At 55.3% G+C, this 15,768-nt stretch carries 16 protein-coding genes; 11 read left to right on the top strand and 5 right to left on the bottom strand.

All coding sequences use genetic code 11. The annotated features are described in order from the left end of the window. Position 1: 1 nt before the first annotated feature. The 5 genes from pstA to HEQ18_RS11940 form a co-directional block, all read right to left on the bottom strand. Entirely contained in the window at positions 2-1,255 is a 1,254-nt protein-coding gene (gene pstA / locus HEQ18_RS11920; protein ID WP_432814877.1) for a phosphate ABC transporter permease PstA, read from the bottom strand. Between the two features lie 4 nt (positions 1,256-1,259). Further along, entirely contained in the window at positions 1,260-2,648 is a 1,389-nt protein-coding gene (pstC, locus tag HEQ18_RS11925) for a phosphate ABC transporter permease subunit PstC (protein ID WP_397606062.1), read from the bottom strand. A 126-nt stretch (positions 2,649-2,774) separates the two neighbouring features. Then, on the bottom strand, positions 2,775-3,827 hold the full coding sequence (locus HEQ18_RS11930) for a substrate-binding domain-containing protein (RefSeq protein ID WP_432814878.1): 1,053 nt from the start codon (positions 3,825-3,827) through the stop codon (positions 2,775-2,777). A 98-nt stretch (positions 3,828-3,925) separates the two neighbouring features. Beyond that, the gene (locus tag HEQ18_RS11935; RefSeq protein WP_432814879.1) at positions 3,926-5,212 is read right to left on the bottom strand and encodes a sensor histidine kinase; all 1,287 of its coding nucleotides are present in this window, start codon (positions 5,210-5,212) and stop codon (positions 3,926-3,928) included. A gap of 73 nt (positions 5,213-5,285) precedes the next feature. Further along, a complete protein-coding gene (locus HEQ18_RS11940; protein WP_432814880.1) occupies positions 5,286-5,966 on the bottom strand; it encodes an HAD hydrolase-like protein in 681 nt (226 codons plus the stop codon). 83 nt (positions 5,967-6,049) lie between these two features. Between HEQ18_RS11940 and glmU the strand changes: the two genes are divergently transcribed. The 11 genes from glmU to HEQ18_RS11995 all read left to right on the top strand — a co-directional run bounded on the left by glmU (position 6,050) and on the right by HEQ18_RS11995 (position 15,679). After that, the gene (gene glmU / locus HEQ18_RS11945) at positions 6,050-7,393 is read left to right on the top strand and encodes a bifunctional UDP-N-acetylglucosamine diphosphorylase/glucosamine-1-phosphate N-acetyltransferase GlmU (RefSeq protein ID WP_432814881.1); all 1,344 of its coding nucleotides are present in this window, start codon (positions 6,050-6,052) and stop codon (positions 7,391-7,393) included. Positions 7,394-7,395: 2 nt separating this feature from the next. After that, positions 7,396-7,932 carry a hypothetical protein gene (locus tag HEQ18_RS11950; RefSeq protein WP_432814882.1) on the top strand — a complete coding sequence of 179 codons (537 nt, stop codon included), beginning with the start codon at positions 7,396-7,398 and terminating at the stop codon, positions 7,930-7,932. A 30-nt stretch (positions 7,933-7,962) separates the two neighbouring features. Beyond that, complete coding sequence (locus HEQ18_RS11955) at positions 7,963-8,271, top strand: ribbon-helix-helix domain-containing protein (RefSeq protein WP_296197581.1); 309 nt, start codon at positions 7,963-7,965, stop codon at positions 8,269-8,271. After that, positions 8,268-8,648: a type II toxin-antitoxin system VapC family toxin gene (locus HEQ18_RS11960; RefSeq protein ID WP_296197578.1), complete on the top strand. Its 381-nt coding sequence runs from the start codon at positions 8,268-8,270 to the stop codon at positions 8,646-8,648. Before HEQ18_RS11955 ends, HEQ18_RS11960 begins: the two co-directional genes overlap by 4 nt. 5 nt (positions 8,649-8,653) lie before the next feature. Then, complete coding sequence (glmS, locus tag HEQ18_RS11965) at positions 8,654-10,477, top strand: glutamine--fructose-6-phosphate transaminase (isomerizing) (RefSeq protein ID WP_397602882.1); 1,824 nt, start codon at positions 8,654-8,656, stop codon at positions 10,475-10,477. A gap of 70 nt (positions 10,478-10,547) precedes the next feature. Next, entirely contained in the window at positions 10,548-11,510 is a 963-nt protein-coding gene (locus HEQ18_RS11970) for a division plane positioning ATPase MipZ (RefSeq protein ID WP_432814883.1), read from the top strand. A gap of 168 nt (positions 11,511-11,678) precedes the next feature. After that, positions 11,679-12,365, top strand: a complete 687-nt coding sequence (locus tag HEQ18_RS11975; RefSeq protein ID WP_432814884.1) for an alternative oxidase — start codon at positions 11,679-11,681, stop codon at positions 12,363-12,365. A 45-nt stretch (positions 12,366-12,410) separates the two neighbouring features. After that, positions 12,411-12,536: a hypothetical protein gene (locus HEQ18_RS11980; RefSeq protein ID WP_432814885.1), complete on the top strand. Its 126-nt coding sequence runs from the start codon at positions 12,411-12,413 to the stop codon at positions 12,534-12,536. A 112-nt stretch (positions 12,537-12,648) separates the two neighbouring features. Then, entirely contained in the window at positions 12,649-13,836 is a 1,188-nt protein-coding gene (locus tag HEQ18_RS11985; RefSeq protein ID WP_432814886.1) for an aspartate aminotransferase family protein, read from the top strand. Beyond that, positions 13,833-14,759, top strand: coding sequence for an ornithine carbamoyltransferase (gene argF, locus HEQ18_RS11990; protein WP_432814887.1), 927 nt, complete (start codon positions 13,833-13,835; stop codon positions 14,757-14,759). Before HEQ18_RS11985 ends, argF begins: the two co-directional genes overlap by 4 nt. After that, entirely contained in the window at positions 14,759-15,679 is a 921-nt protein-coding gene (locus HEQ18_RS11995; RefSeq protein WP_432814888.1) for an Hsp33 family molecular chaperone HslO, read from the top strand. The genes argF and HEQ18_RS11995 overlap by 1 nt, the downstream gene beginning before the upstream one ends. Positions 15,680-15,768: the final 89 nt, after the last annotated feature.

Genomic DNA, 15,768 nt, shown 5'->3' on the forward strand with positions numbered 1-15,768 from the left:
GTCACCAACGCGTTTCGAAACGGTTGCGAAGATAGATGGCAAGGGCGTTCATGCCCAACAAGAATATCAGCAAAACAATGATTGCGGCACTGGTTTTTTCAACAAAGCCCTGATTAACCTCGTCCGACCAAAGATAGATTTGCACAGGCAATGCGGTTGTCGCGTCGGTGAAGCCTTCGGGCGCAGCCGGAATGAAGGCGCGCATGCCGATCATCAACAATGGTGCCGTTTCACCCAAAGCGCGCGCCATGCCGATAATAGTGCCCGTTAATATGCCCGGAAGGGCAAGCGGGAGTACATGGTGGAACACGACTTGCACGGGCGAGGCACCAATGCCCAATGCCGCCTCACGGATCGACGGCGGCACGGATTTGACAGCATTGCGGCCCGCAATGACGATGACTGGCATAGTCATCAGCGCAAGCGTTAAACCGCCGACCAATGCAGACGACCGCGGCATTCCGAACAGGCTCAGGAAAACCGCCAGACCCAGCAGACCAAAGATGATGGAAGGCACGGCCGCCAAATTGTTGATCGACACTTCAATCATGTCGGTCAGCTTATTCTTTGCGGCATATTCCTCAAGATATAACGCGGCCAATACGCCGACCGGGAAGGCAAGCATCAGGGTAATCGCCATGGTCATCAGCGATCCCTTGAACGCTGCCCAGATGCCAACCGCCGATGGGTCAGTGGCGTCTGCACCGGTCAGGAACGTCCAGTTAAAGCCTGTCCGCAACGCGTCTTTTTGCGCCAGAGCGGATACTGTCTGTTCGGCTGCCGGCTCACCATCGCGCTTGAACGCAACATCCAATCGCGAATCCACTGGCAACCAAAGCTGCTGCTTTGAGGTGACAAGGCCGGGATTATCAATCAGCATCTGCCGCACATTGCCTGCAGCGCCCGTTGTCAAAAGGCCCTCGCTTATATCCCCATATTGTTGGGCAACGGCCAGTTCAACAATGCCGGGAACATCCATAGAATTCAGCGCGGCATCTGCGTTGGTGCCGCTGATTGAGGCCGCTGTTGTGCCGGACGTTAACGCGGGAAAGTCAAAATCGACCGCAATTTCTGTGCGCTGAAAACCACGCAAGCCTTGGCCCAGCATCGTGAACAGCAAAAAGGCGAGGAACACAGTCGACAAGCCAATAGCCAGAAAGCCCATCGCCTTAAACCGACGCTCGGCCGCATAGCGCCGCGCAATGCGCTTTTGCATGATCTGCCCGTTCCAGTCGGTGGGCGTCGGATCCATCATGGCTTCACTCATATGCTTCCCGATATTTTTTCACCACGCGCAATGCGACATAATTTAGGAAGAATGTCGTCACGAACAACGCAAGGCCAAGCGCAAATGCAGCAAGCGTGTGCGGGCTTCCGAAATCTTGGTCACCGGTCAAGAGCGCGACAATCTGAACGGTGACGGTGGTGATGGTCGCAAATGGGTTGGCGGTGAGGCTGGCGGTGTAACCGGCCGCCATGACGACGATCATGGTTTCGCCAATCGCGCGGCTGACGGCCAGCAAGACGCCGCCTACGACGCCGGGCAAGGCGGCAGGCAGCAACACTTGCTTGATAGTCTCGCTCTTGGTGGCGCCCATCGCAAGGCTGCCGTCGCGCATGGCGCTGGGCACGGCGGCGATGCTGTCATCGGACATTGACGACACCAATGGAATAATCATGACGCCCATGACGATGCCGGCGGCTAAGGCATTGTCGGACGCCGCATTGCTGACGCCCAGCATGACTGCAAAGTCACGCACCGCGGGTGCCACCGTTAATGCGGCGAAATATCCATAGACCACAGTCGGAACACCCGCCAGAATTTCGAGTATTGGCTTCATCCATTTACGCACTGTCGCGGACGCATATTGCGTCAAGAAAATCGCGCTCATCAAGCCCAGCGGAATGGCGACAATCATGGCGATGATCGCGCCAATGAAAATCGTGCCCCAGAATAACGGAATCGCGCCATAACCATTGTCGGCCCCTGGCGTCACAACCGATTTTGGGTTCCATTCCGTGCCAAACAGAAATTCAAATGGCGATACCATTGAGAAGAAACGCCATGATTCAAAAATCAGCGAGGCAAAAATCCCCAGCGTTGTCAGAATTGCAATCAATGATGCGACCAGCAACCCGAACATGACAACGCGTTCGACCTTGCTGCGGGCGCGGAAGTCAGGCTTTATGCGGGTGAATGCAAACGCGCCGCCTGCGAAGAGCAGCAATAATGTCGCGGCCACGCCAATCCATTTATAGTAAGCCAATGCGCCTTTGTACAAAGGCACGAGCCTTTCGCTCTCACCCTGAAAGGCAGTGACTTGGAAACCTTGCGCAATCGCCCGCGCTTCCGACAGGATCGCGGCGCGCGCGAAGCCTTCTTGTGGCAGGTCGGCCGCCGCAGGTGCCGACAGCACCATGTTGGTGACCAATGACGGGGAAATCGATTGCCAGATGAACATGAAGGCAAGTGCAGGCGCAATGGCGCATATCGCAACGAACCAGCCATGATAATAAGGTAGGCTGTTGACGGTGCCCCGAGGCCCGCCCTTTGCGCTGCGCACAAACGCAGCCGCGCGCGCGCGCCCGGCGATCCAGCCAATAAGGCCGAGACCAAGGACAAGGAAAAGCAATGCCGTCCCAGTCATAAACCTAACCACGCTCCTTTGGACCAGATGATTCGAAACCTGTTATATACAGCGCTTCGATACAGAGAAGGCCTGGATCAAACACAGATTCGATCCAGGCCCATAGACGCCATCATTGTTGCACTTTTATTTCAAATCCGCGCCCGTCATTGCGGTCAGGCCGTTCGCAGAGTCGCTGGCCGTCTTATAGTCGGCATCGCTTGACGCAATCATACCCAATTTTGTCAGGTAACCGCCGGTTACACCGCCCTTCAGGAATTCAAGGACAAAATCTTTAATGCCCGGAATTTTATCGACATGCGCTTTCTTGACATAGATAAACATCTTGCGCGCGCCGGGGTAGCTGCCATCTAAAATCGTGGCGTTGGTTGGGCTCACACCATTCACAGTGATGCCATGCACCTTCGATGGATTTTCTTCCATATAGCTATAGCCGAGGATGCCGACCATGTTCGGGTTGGAGCTAAGCTTCTGTACGATCAGATTGTCGTTTTCGCCTTGCTCTTTGAACGCGCCATCGGTGCGCACTTCGGTACAAATCGCCTTGTATTTGTCTTCGTCGCTGTCTTTCAACGCCTTTGTCGTGGCATCGGTCTTGCAACCAGATTCCATGATCAGTTCATGGAATGAATCGCGCGTGCCAGAGGTCGTTGGCGGGCCATAGGCCGAAATAGGCAATTTGGGCAGCGACGGGTTCACGTCGGACCAAAGCTTGGCTGTTTGTGGCTTGCCAAATGGGTTGGCGGCAAGCGCCTTGTAAACATCGGCGGTGGACAATGCGAACTTCACGCCCTCGTTCGATTGTGCAAGCACAAGTCCGTCAATACCAACCTGAATTTCAATAATGTCTTTCACGCCATTTTTCTGACAGTTATCAAATTCGGTTTTTTTCATGCGACGCGACGCATTCACGATATCGGGCGTATCTGCGCCGACACCCTTGCAGAACTGCTCAATCCCGCCGCCCGTTCCGGTCGATTCAAGCACGGGCGATTTGCGAGATGCGTCTGCCTTTGCAAATGCCTCTGATGCGGCCTTGGCAAAGGGGAACACCGTCGATGAACCCACGATGCGGATTTCCTGACGCGAGCCACCCGCAGCGCCCCCGGTGCTGGCTTGGTCATTACACGCCGAAAGCGCGAGTGCACTTACGGCAATGAGCGAAATTTTTTTCAACATATTGGCTGTCCCCATATTGGATTTGACGCAGTTCGAACCGCAATTGACCGCATCCTAGACGGTCCAGATGGCTGATAAATGACTCTTGTGTTACATTATTATGACGGCCCAGTGGGTACGACGGGTAGCAGTACCGCAACGGTCGTGCCTTTTCCTACGGTGCTGCGGATTTCTAGATGGCCGCGATGCCGATCAACGATATGTTTGACGAGGCTTAAGCCTAAGCCAGTTCCGCCAACCAAGCGGCTGCGTCCTGAATCCACACGATAAAATCGTTCGGTTAGGCGCGGCAAATGTTCAGGGGCAATGCCTTCGCCCACATCCGTTACCGAAAAACTGATCATCGCGCCGGATCGTGAATGCCCCAGCAAAACCGTCACGGGTGTTCCAGTGCGACCATATTTGAGTGCATTGTTCAATATGTTGCTCGCCAACTGCCGCAATTGCCCGGCATCTCCAATGACAGGTGGCAGACCTGCCGTCATATCAACCACGATATCTGTGCCGCGGTCCTTTTGGCTGTTGCGTAACTGATCAACGGTTTCCCTAACGATGTCGGAAAAATCGACTGGCGTTTGTGGTGGGTCATATTTTTCGGCCTCAATCCGGCTCAACGACATCAGGTCACGGACAAGCGCCTGCATCCGGTCGGTTTCCGTGGCCATGATGCCCAGAAACCGGCTGCGCGTGGCGACGTCATCACCCGCTGCGGGATCAGCCAGCGTTTCAATAAAGCCCTTGATAGCGGCCAGCGGTGTCAACAATTCGTGGCTTGCATTGGCGACAAAATCGACGCGCATTTTTTCGGCGGCCTGTGTTCCGCTGCGGTCGGCCAAATGCACGATTTTCTGCGATGGACCCATGGTCTGAATCCGCATGTCCCATAATTGGTTTTTTTGGCCAATGCCTGCCAACCGAATCGGGTGCCCGCTGTGCTCCGCATCTGGGTCGGACAGCCGTTCAATCGCGCCAGCGTGACGGAATGCCATCCGCACATTTTGTCCAACAATATTTGTGCCAAGCAAACGCAGCGCGACTTGGTTGGCAGCAGTGACGCGGGCATTTTCGACCATCAATATGGCATCGGCCGACGCATCAATAAACGCCTGCAATTGTGGATGCGAGGTGATGGCTGTGCCATCAATGCTATTGCTATCAGATATGGCTGGTTCGGCAGGTATCTCTTCGCGATCATGTGGATCGGCAACGACGAACAATGCAACCAACATGGATACAAATATGACGAGAACGCGTTCGGCCGTTCCTTCCATTTGGGCAGCGAACATTGCGCCGACAAATGCCAGCGCAAATGCGACCAGAATCCGGGGAGACAACCAACTGTTCACTTTGTACCCTGCTGCAATGCCTGTGAGATCGCCCCACATATAGACACAGCGAATTGGCGCAAGCAACGGCGAAGAGAAAATCGGCTCGGCGTGCTCTGCGCCTCTGCGTGAACTAATTTGATCCCATGCCTTTGAGGCAATCAAGCAATTCGTCAAAATGACCAATGATTGCGTCTGCGCCCATGTCCTCGACCGGCCCATGCAAAAACCCGAAACTGACGGCCACGCTTGGGACGCTGGCATTCTTGGCCGCCATTATATCGTAAATGGAATCGCCGATATAGGCCGCCCTTCCGCCACCACAAAGTTTGATCATTTCAAAGATCGGTGCGCCCGAAGGCTTGGCATTTTCCTTGCCCAAAGTATCTGCGCCCAAAATGCATCCCATGCGGTGTGCAAGGTTCAGGTCGGTGAGCAATTTGACCGCAAGGCTTTCAAACTTGTTGGTCACTACGGCATAACGCACACCCATTTCGTCAAGTGCATCCAGCACCGCCAACGCGCCATCGAACGGGCGGCTATGCACACAGACATTGGCTTCGTAATAGGTCAGCATTTGGCGATAGAGCGGTTTGAAATCGCCATCCGGAATACCGCCTGTTGCCTCCAGTCCTTGTTGCAACATCCGCTTCGCGCCGCCGCCGATATGCTGCTTCACCGTGTCTGGTGATAGCAGCGGCCTGTTGACGCTCTCCAGGACATGATTGACCGCAGCGGTCAGATCGCCGCTGGTGTCCACCAAAGTACCGTCAAGATCGAAACCAATGATGTCGAAAGGAAAATCCAAACCCAAAAGTCCCTCATTATTCGTTTGTGTCGCGTGTCATTGAAGTGTTGCTCTGGAAACCGCAACAATTTGCTGGCATGAGAATATATATGACTGAATTAGCCGCCATCATTCTCGCCGCGGGCAAAGGCACGCGCATGAAATCCGACCTGCACAAGGTGCTGCATCCCATTGCCGGTCGGCCAATGCTGATGCACTTAATGGCCTCCGTCGATGCCTTACGCCCGACCAAAAAGATTGTGGTGGTCGGCAGCGGCAAGGAACAACTGGAGGCCGCTCTGGCGGGCGCAGCACAGCTTGCGGTGCAAGAGCCCCAATTTGGCACTGGCCATGCCGTGCAGCAAGCACAGGCCGCTCTGGAGGGGTTTGAGGGCGATGCCCTTATCCTTTATGGCGATGTGCCCTTCGTGCCGACCGCTACGATGCAAGCCATGGTTGACCGGCTCAACGCACCTGATGCGCCGGCGGTGGTCGTGTTGGCGTTCGCGCCAGAAGATCCAACCGGCTATGGCCGCGTCATCGTCGAAGATGGCCGCATCATCAAAATGGTCGAGCAAAAGGACGCAACCGAGGCGGAAAAAGCGGTGAAGCTGTCCAATTCCGGCCTGATGGCGGTGAAAGCACGCGACCTGTTCCCGCTTCTGAATCGCGTCACCGACGATAATGTGCAAAAGGAATTTTATCTTACCGATATCGTCAACATAGCCAGCGAAGACGGACGGATTTGCGTGGCTGTCACGACCGAACCCTACAAGGTCGCTGGCATCAACAGCCGCGCGCAATTGGCCGAGATGGAGCAAGCGTGGCAGCAGCGCCGCCGGGCGCAAGCCATGGATGATGGCGCAACTTTAATTGCGCCGGAAACGGTCTGGTTTGCGTGGGATACGCAGCTTGGCCGCGATGTCCTGATCGAACCCAATGTCTTTTTTGGCCCCGGCGTTAGCATATCTGACCATGTAAAAGTCCGCGCAAACAGCCATATTGAAGGCGCGATCATCGGTGAGGGCTGCGAAGTCGGCCCCTTTGCCCGGCTCCGGCCCGGAACGGTGCTGGAGGAAAAGGCAAAGATCGGCAATTTCGTCGAAACAAAAAAAGCAATTCTGGGCAAGGGCGCAAAGGCCAATCATTTGACCTATTTGGGCGACGCGATAATTGGCGCAGGCGCGAACATCGGCGCTGGTACGATCACCTGCAATTATGACGGCTATTTCAAATATCAGACGGTGATTGGCGAAGGCGCGTTCATCGGCAGCAACAGTGCGCTGATCGCTCCGGTGAAAATCGGACGAGATGCGATTGTAGCCGCAGGCAGCGCGGTATCCCGCGACGTAGCCGACGGCGAACTCCGCATGGTCCGCGCCGAACAATTGGTAAAGCCCGGCTGGGCGGACCGGTTTCACGATGCGATGCGGAAGAAGAAGGAGGGGAAGTGATAGTGCAGACGGTCGAGAAATTTCAGTCAGCTAATGACTTTTGGGTAGGTATGGTCGAACCTGACTTCCAAGAAAGCCAAAACAACCAAGGCGACCTTCGGGCGGCCCTGCACGCTGCAATTTCTCTTTTCCATATGAGTGACTGGGTTTTCGAACAACACAAATCTAACGTTTGCATCGCCTTCACGTTCACTGACAAAGGGGGACAGTCGCAGTTCGTCAAAGATTCTAAAACCTTTGCACACTCTTTGGAGGAGATTGAAAGTAATTTTGCGCTCATTAGAGGAATTGCAAATGCCGCAAAGCATTTAGCGCTAAAAGATATTCGACCGCATTCGGACGCGCCTAGCCACTCAGCCAATACCGCCAGTCAGTCATTGGGTTATGATGAGGGTGGGTTTGATGTTGGAGGATATGACGCGCTTTCGCAGGTTATGTTAGAAGGAGCAAACGGCCATTTACCTTTTTGCCAAATCGCAAAAAGCGTTTACGAAATGTGGCGCAAGTTAAATATCAAGCATAGTTGGTGGGTTGCTTGACATGATATCATGATATGATATCATTATATCATGACTCGCATCCTCGCCGATCTGCCTGATGAAGACATCAAATGGCTCGACCAACTTGCCGCCGAGCAGGGCAAGTCGCGTGCCTCAATACTGCGGGAGGCTGTGTCGGCCTATCGCGCAGAAGCGCCTACGCCCGGCAATACCGATTGGCTGGAGGCTGGCTTTGGTTTGTGGGCCAAATATGGTTTTACCGAGGACGGCATGGATTATCAGAACCGGCTTCGCGATGAATGGGTGCGCGAATGGGATATTGACTATGATCCTGCGAAACATGGTACTCTGACGGATGAGAAAGACGTCGCTGCGTGAGCGACATCTATTTTGACACCAATATCATTATCGATGCATTGGCAAGGAGACCGCAAGCCCTCGCCGAGCTTCGCCGTGCCAAGCGGCAATGGATCAGCCGTATGACCTGGATAGAGGTTCTCGCTGGTATGCCGGTACTAGCGCGCGCGGAAACCGAGGCGTATTTGCAAAATTATTCCATACGCGAACTATCACCAGAAATCGCCCGACGCGCTGCCGATCTTCGGTTCAATAAGCGTTCGCTCAAATTGCCCGACGCTGTGATCTTCGCTTCGGCGCAGGAACATGGCGCAATTTTGGTAACGCGCAATGTCAAAGACTTTCCTGCGAACATGCCAGGCATTCGCGTCCCTTATATAACGCCAGACAAGGTATAGAATTTATGTGCGGCATTATCGGTATTGTTGGCAAATTGCCTGTCTCTGACCGGCTGGTCGATGGGCTGAAGCGGATGGAATATCGGGGCTATGACAGCGCCGGTGTCTGCACGGTGTTTGACGGTCAACTCATCCGCCGCCGCGCCGAGGGCAAGCTGGCCAATCTCGTCAACGTCCTAAAAACCGATGATGCTGCGGGTAATATAGGCATTGCCCACACCCGTTGGGCCACGCACGGCGCGCCGACCACAAGCAACGCGCACCCGCATGCGACGGGCGAAGTGGCTTTGGTCCACAATGGCATCATCGAAAACTTCAAGCAGCTCCGCGATGAACTGACGGCGCGCGGGCGGACGTTCGAAAGCGAAACCGATACCGAAGTTGTGGCGCATCTGGTGTCCGAGCAGGTCGAGGCTGGTCATTCGCCCGCCGATGCGGTGAAGGCTGTGCTTCCGCGTTTGCGGGGAGCCTTTGCCCTTGCGATTGCGTTTCGCCAATTTCCCGATTTCCTGATTGGCGCGCGGCTCGGAAGCCCGCTGGTCGTCGGCTATGGCGATGGCGAAACCTATTTGGGTTCGGACGCACTTGCGCTTGCGCCATTGACGCAGAAAATTGCCTATCTGGAGGAAGGCGACTGGGTGATTGTCGCCCGCGACGGCGCACAAATTTTCGACAAGGACAATCATCCGGTGGAGCGCGCGATTACCACCTCCGGCGTGTCGGCGGCGCAGATCGAAAAGGGCAATTACCGCCATTATATGCAGAAAGAGATTTTTGAGCAGCCGACCGTGGTCGCGCAAACACTCTCCAGCTACATTCGCCCATTGGAGCAAACCGTTGCCCTGCCGCAGATGGATTTTGATCTTGCCGGTGTCAAACGCATTACCATCGTTGCCTGCGGCACATCTTATTACGCTGGCATGGTCGCCAAATATTGGTTCGAAACCTTCGCCCGCGTGCCCGTCGATATCGATGTCGCGTCGGAATTCCGGTATCGCGACCCCGTGTTGGAGGAAGGCGGCCTTGCGCTGTTCATTTCCCAATCGGGGGAGACAGCAGATACGCTGGCGGCGTTGCGCCATTGCAAGGAAAATGGTCAGACAATCGCGGTTGTCGTCAACGTGCCGACATCGAGCATGGCGCGTGAGGCGGACCTGTTGCTGCCCACACATGCCGGTCCTGAAATCGGTGTTGCCTCGACCAAGGCGTTTACCTGCCAGCTTGCGGTGCTGGCTGCGCTGGCCGCGCATCTGGCGCTGGTGAAGGGCAAGTTGAGCGCCGAGGAAGAACGCGAAATCGTGCGGCATTTGATCGAAGCACCCGCCGCCCTGAACGCGGCGTTGGCGCATGATGAAGATATTGCTGCAATGGCCCATTTGATCGCGCCTGCACGTGACGTGCTCTACCTTGGCCGTGGCCCGGATTATCCGCTGGCGATGGAAGGCGCGTTGAAGCTGAAGGAAATCAGCTACATTCATGCGGAGGGATATGCCTCGGGCGAGATGAAGCATGGACCAATCGCGTTAATCGACGAAGCCGTGCCGGTCATCGTTCTTGCGCCCAGCGGGCCGCTGTTTGAAAAAACCGTGAGCAATATGCAAGAGGTCCGCGCCCGTGGCGGAAAGGTTGTGTTGATATCCGACGCCGAAGGCATCGCCGAAGCCGGCGAAGGTTGCCTTGCCACCATCGAAATGCCAACCGTCCATCCGCTGATTGCGCCGTTGGTCTATGCCGTGCCCGTTCAATTGCTTGCATATCATGTCGCCTGCGCCAAGGGCACTGACGTGGACCAGCCACGCAATTTGGCCAAGTCGGTGACGGTGGAGTGATTTTGCGCAAAAGTCGTTGAAAGCGTGTCGGCAATTCGCCATCAGTTGAATTGCCTGGAGGTTGGACAAATTGCGGTTTTTTGCGCGCTTTAAACGCTATTTCAGTCGGCAAAAGTTGCTGCCACCGCCGCCGCGCGAGACGGGGGCGGCTGCACCATGGCCACCCGCGCCTGTTGCAGCCACTGCGCGCAATGCCTTTCAATCTGCCGTGTCACCAGAGCCTGCTTGGCTAAAATATCCAGTCACGCCGCCCAAGGGGCACATCATTGTTTTTGCCAATGAAAAAGGCGGCGTGGGTAAATCTATGTCTGCGTTTCACACCTGCATTGCGCTTTGCAATGCGGGTGAAAGCGTGGCGGCGCTTGATGTCGACTTGCGGCAGTTGACGCTCCACCGCGCTTTGTGGGCGCGGTTGGAAAGCGCTACGGAATATGGGGTGAAGCTGCCCGGACCAGAGCAAATCATGCTCGCACAACAAAATGAGAGCGAGCTTGAAGAAAAGCTGCGCATGGCGCGGATCCGGCACAGTTTCATCATCATTGATGTTGGCGGCCATGATTCGCCAATCGCGCGGCGGGCGATTTTCATGGCGGATACAATTGTAACGCCCGTAAATGATAGTTTCATTGACCTCGATATGCTTGGCCGTATTGACCCGCGCAGCGGGGAGTTCAAAACGCTCGGCAATTTCGCGCGATTGGTCGAGCATTTGAAGGAGCCGGGCCTTGCCATTCGACCCAAGCCGCTGGATTGGGTGGTGATGCAGAACCGGTCCCGAAGTCTTGGCACCAAAAACGAAATTAAGGTGCGCGAGGCGCTGGAAAAGATCGCGCCGGTTGCTGGCTTTCGCCTTGTACCGGGTTTGCGCGAGCGTGTGACCTATCGCGAACTGTTTCCGCAAGGGTTGACCCTGTTTGACCTGGAAATGCTTCCCCAATTGGGCCGAATGCAACCACAGGCACGTGAAGAAATCTGGGCGATGTTGCGTGCGCTGAGGCTCCCAAGCGAGGCGCTTAATCGGGCTATTGAATAGGCGCGTAAATATTTAGGGTCAGGACCACTTAAATCCATCTTCGGATTTGACCCTAGCATGCTGATAAAGCGTGAGTTGCAAAAATGTAAACCGGGCTTCTTCTGATTTTGCATTGCCTAACGTGCCCCTATGCTCGTTAAGAGGTATCAGAAACATCGGAACATGCTCATGTCTCACTATAGCGATATTCAATCTACCCATTGCAAGGCACTCGGATTTTCGGACTGGTTCGCCTTGCGGATCACCAAGACCCTGCGCTGGGGCGCAGATACGTTTTTTGCCAAACGATACGGCAATCGCGCGATAGTTTTAGAGACCGTCGCTGCTGTGCCCGGCATGGTTGGTGCAACGCTATCCCATTTACGGGCGCTTCGGCTGATGCAGGACGACCGGGGCTGGATCCGCACATTGATGGACGAAGCGGAAAATGAGCGGATGCATCTGATGACCTTCATCGAGATCGCGCAGCCATCTTGGTTTGAACGGATTGTCATCCTGTCCGTACAATGGGTCTTCTATATTTTCTTTTTCTTCCTCTATCTGATTTCCAGCAAGACGGCGCACCGGCTTGTTGGCTATTTCGAAGAAGAGGCCGTGCTGAGCTATACCCTATATCTCGCGGAAATTGACGAGGGGCGTCACCCCAACCCGCCCGCGCCCGCGGTTGCGCTGCGTTATTGGAACTTGCCTGAGGGCACGACGTTGCGCGATGTGATCCTGATCATCCGAGCGGATGAGGCCCACCACCGTGACACCAATCATTATATGGCCAATGCGCTATCGGGTCGTGATGCTGACCATGAGGCGATAACAGCATGCCCACCGCATGTGTCGCTTGACGCCGGATTGTTGTAACGGTTCGGGGTTGTTCATGACCCAAGCGGCGTTATGGGTGGGCGTATGAGTATGCCCGCCAAAATGATCATCATTTTTATCCTATTGTGGATGGCGGTGCATTTGTTGCTCTATGGATATTTGAAACGCCGGATCGCCGCTGCCAAGCGTGACAAGGATGCAGAGGCATAGCTTGATTTGCCATTTTCACATGCCTATAGCGAGAGAGTAAAAACAAGCGGTCCCGTGGGGCCGCTTTTTGGCTTTTGGAATATGCCAAACATTTGGTCGGAAGGAAGAAACCATGTCGATTACGCCCTTGATGCCAGTCTATCCGCGCTGCGGTTTTCGGCCGGTGCGCGGTGAGGGCGCTTGGCTGATTTCCGAAGACGGCAGCCGCGCACTGGATTTTGCCGCTGGCATCGCGGTGAATTTGCTTGGCCATGGCCATCCGCATTTGACCAAGGCCATTCAGGATCAGGCTGCAACGCTTATTCACGTATCTAACCTCTATGGTAGCCCGCAAGGCGAAGCCTTTGCCCAAAGGCTGGTGGATACGACCTTTGCCGACACCGTGTTTTTCACCAATTCCGGTGCCGAGGCCGTCGAATGCGCGATGAAAACCGCGCGGGCGTATCATCAGAGCCAAGGTAGCGACCGGTTCGAGATTATCACTTTCAAGAACGCCTTTCATGGCCGGACGATGGCGACGATTTCGGCAAGCAATCAGGAAAAGATGCACAAGGGCTTCATGCCATTGCTTGACGGCTTTAAATATGTCGATTTCGACGATTTGGAAGGCGCGAAAGCCGCTATCGGGCCAAAGACCGCCGCGTTTCTGGTTGAACCCATTCAGGGCGAGGGCGGCGTTCGTCCTGCGTCAGATGCGTTCATTCAAGGCCTGCGTGCGCTGGCGGATGAACATGGTATCCTGCTGATCCTGGATGAAGTGCAATGCGGTGTGGCGCGCTCGGGCACGCTATATGCGTATGAACAATATGGCATCATTCCCGACATCATGGCGACGGCAAAGGGCCTGGGCGGCGGATTTCCGGTCGGCGCATGCCTTGCCACCGAAGCGGCTGCGCGCGGCATGGTCGTTGGTACGCATGGATCGACCTATGGCGGCAATCCGTTCGCCATGGCGGCCTGTCAGGCGGTTTGGGATGTCGTGGCGAACGAAGAATTTTTGGCGCAAGTGCGTTCGACTGGCGACAAGCTACGTTCAACGCTTGAACAATTTATCGGCAATTATCCGGATTTGTTTACCGGTGTGCGCGGTAAGGGCCTGATGCTCGGCGTGATGATGACGCATGAAACACGGGCCTTTGTGGCGCATTTGCGCGATAATCACGGGCTGTTGTTGGTGGCGGCGGGTGACAACACCTTCCGCGTATTGCCGCCGTTGAACATCGGTGATGCCGAAATCCAGACATTCATGGAAAAGCTGTCGGCGGGTGCGGCAAGCTACCAGATGCCGCAAGCTGCATGACGCGCCATTTCTTGAACTTGAGCGACGCCGGCGGCGATGCAGTTGCAGCGATGTTGAACGATGCCATGGACAGGAAAAATGCCCGGATCGGATGGCCAAAGGGCAAATCAGATGCCGACGCGCCGCTTGCTGGCCACATATTGGCGATGGTTTTTGAGAAAAACTCGACCCGCACGCGGACATCGTTTGAAATGGCGATGAAGCAATTGGGCGGCGACAGTATCTTCATGGCGTCTGGCCAGATGCAGCTTGGCCGCGGTGAAACCATTGCCGACACGGCGCGCGTATTGTCGCGCTATGTCGACGCCATCATGATCCGCACGGATGACCATACTAAGGTCGAGGAACTGGCACATTACGCCAGTGTGCCAGTGATTAACGGTCTGACTGATCTGTCGCATCCCTGCCAGATTGTTGCTGACCTGTTAACGGTGATGGAACATGAAAAGGCATTGCCGGGACTAGAAGTAGCGTGGCTTGGTGATGGTAACAATGTGCTCAATTCTGTGGTGGAGGCGGCAGGGCTGTTCCAGTTTAATGTGCGGATCGCCGTACCCCAAGGGTATGAAAGCGACAGCAATTTTATACAAGCGGCCAAGGCCGCTGGTGCGAACATCACGCTTACCCGCGACGCCGCAGAGGCGGTGGCAGGCGCAGACATGGTTGTGACCGACACATGGGTGTCGATGGGGCAGGAGCATGCCCATAACAAAATGGCGGCCATGATGCCGTATCAGGTGAATGAACGCCTCATGGCTTTGGCAAAGCCGGATGCGAAGTTCCTACATTGCCTGCCAGCGCATCGTGGCGAGGAAGTGACCGACGCTGTGATCGACGGCCCGCAATCACTCATTTGGGATGAGGCTGAAAACCGGCTGCATGCGCAAAAGTCGATTTTGTTATGGTGCCTCGGCAAGTTATAATGGCCGAACAATCGGAAACCTTATCCAATCAGCCATTGCGCTTTTCCATACCCACGCGCGACGCGCGCGGACGGTTGGTGCGTCTCGACGATGTGCTTGGCGAAATTTTGGCGGCCCATGCTTATCCGCCAGTGATTGAACGGACGTTGGCGGAGGCTTTAGTTTTGACTGCGCTGCTGGGCGCGTCGTTGAAGGAGCCGGGCAGCCAGCTGACGTTGCAAACGCAGACGGAAAAAGGCGCAATCCGCTTATTAGCCTGCGACTATAAGGATGGCGCATTGCGCGGCTATGCGCAGTTTGATGCCGCGACTGCCGCTGCCCTGTCGCAGGATTCGACGCTATCTGGCATCTTTGGCCAAGGCTATCTCGCGATCACTTTTGACCGGATGAAGCCCGCGAGCGAAGGCGGTGGCCGTTATCAGGGCATCGTGCCACTTGAGGGCGAGACGCTCGCCGATGCGGCGCAGAATTATTTTGTACAATCCGAACAAATCCCGACCTTCATTCGCGTTGCTGTGGACCATGTCGATGGCCGTTGTGTGGCGGGCGGCCTGCTGGTGCAGCATTTGCCCGAGGGGGAGGAAGGTCGCGAGCGTTTGCATGTGCGGCTCGACCATCCTGAGTGGGCGCATATCGAGGTCATGTCTTCGACCATCGCCGCCGCCGAGCTTTCCGACCCGGCGCTTCCGCTTGAGGAAATCGTCTGGCGATTGTTCCATGAAGAAAAAGAAGTGCGTATTGAGCAAGGCGATGTCCTGTCAAAGGGCTGCCGCTGTGATCCAGTTCATATCCGCGATGTCATTGCCAAATTTCCTGCCGTTGACCGCGCCGAAATGGCAGATGATGCCGGAGACATCATCGTCGACTGCGAATTTTGTTCGCGTCGCTTTCCGATAAGCCTTGCCAGTTTTAACAACTGAACTGCGCAACAACGGCGGCACTTCATTTATCGTTCATGAACCACATGCTATCGTGCAAAACGTCACAAATGATGGTATGTAGATCACGA

Origin of the sequence: Sphingorhabdus sp., assembly GCF_050921905.1 — a bacterium.
Classification (GTDB): Bacteria; Pseudomonadota; Alphaproteobacteria; order Sphingomonadales; family Sphingomonadaceae; genus Sphingorhabdus_B.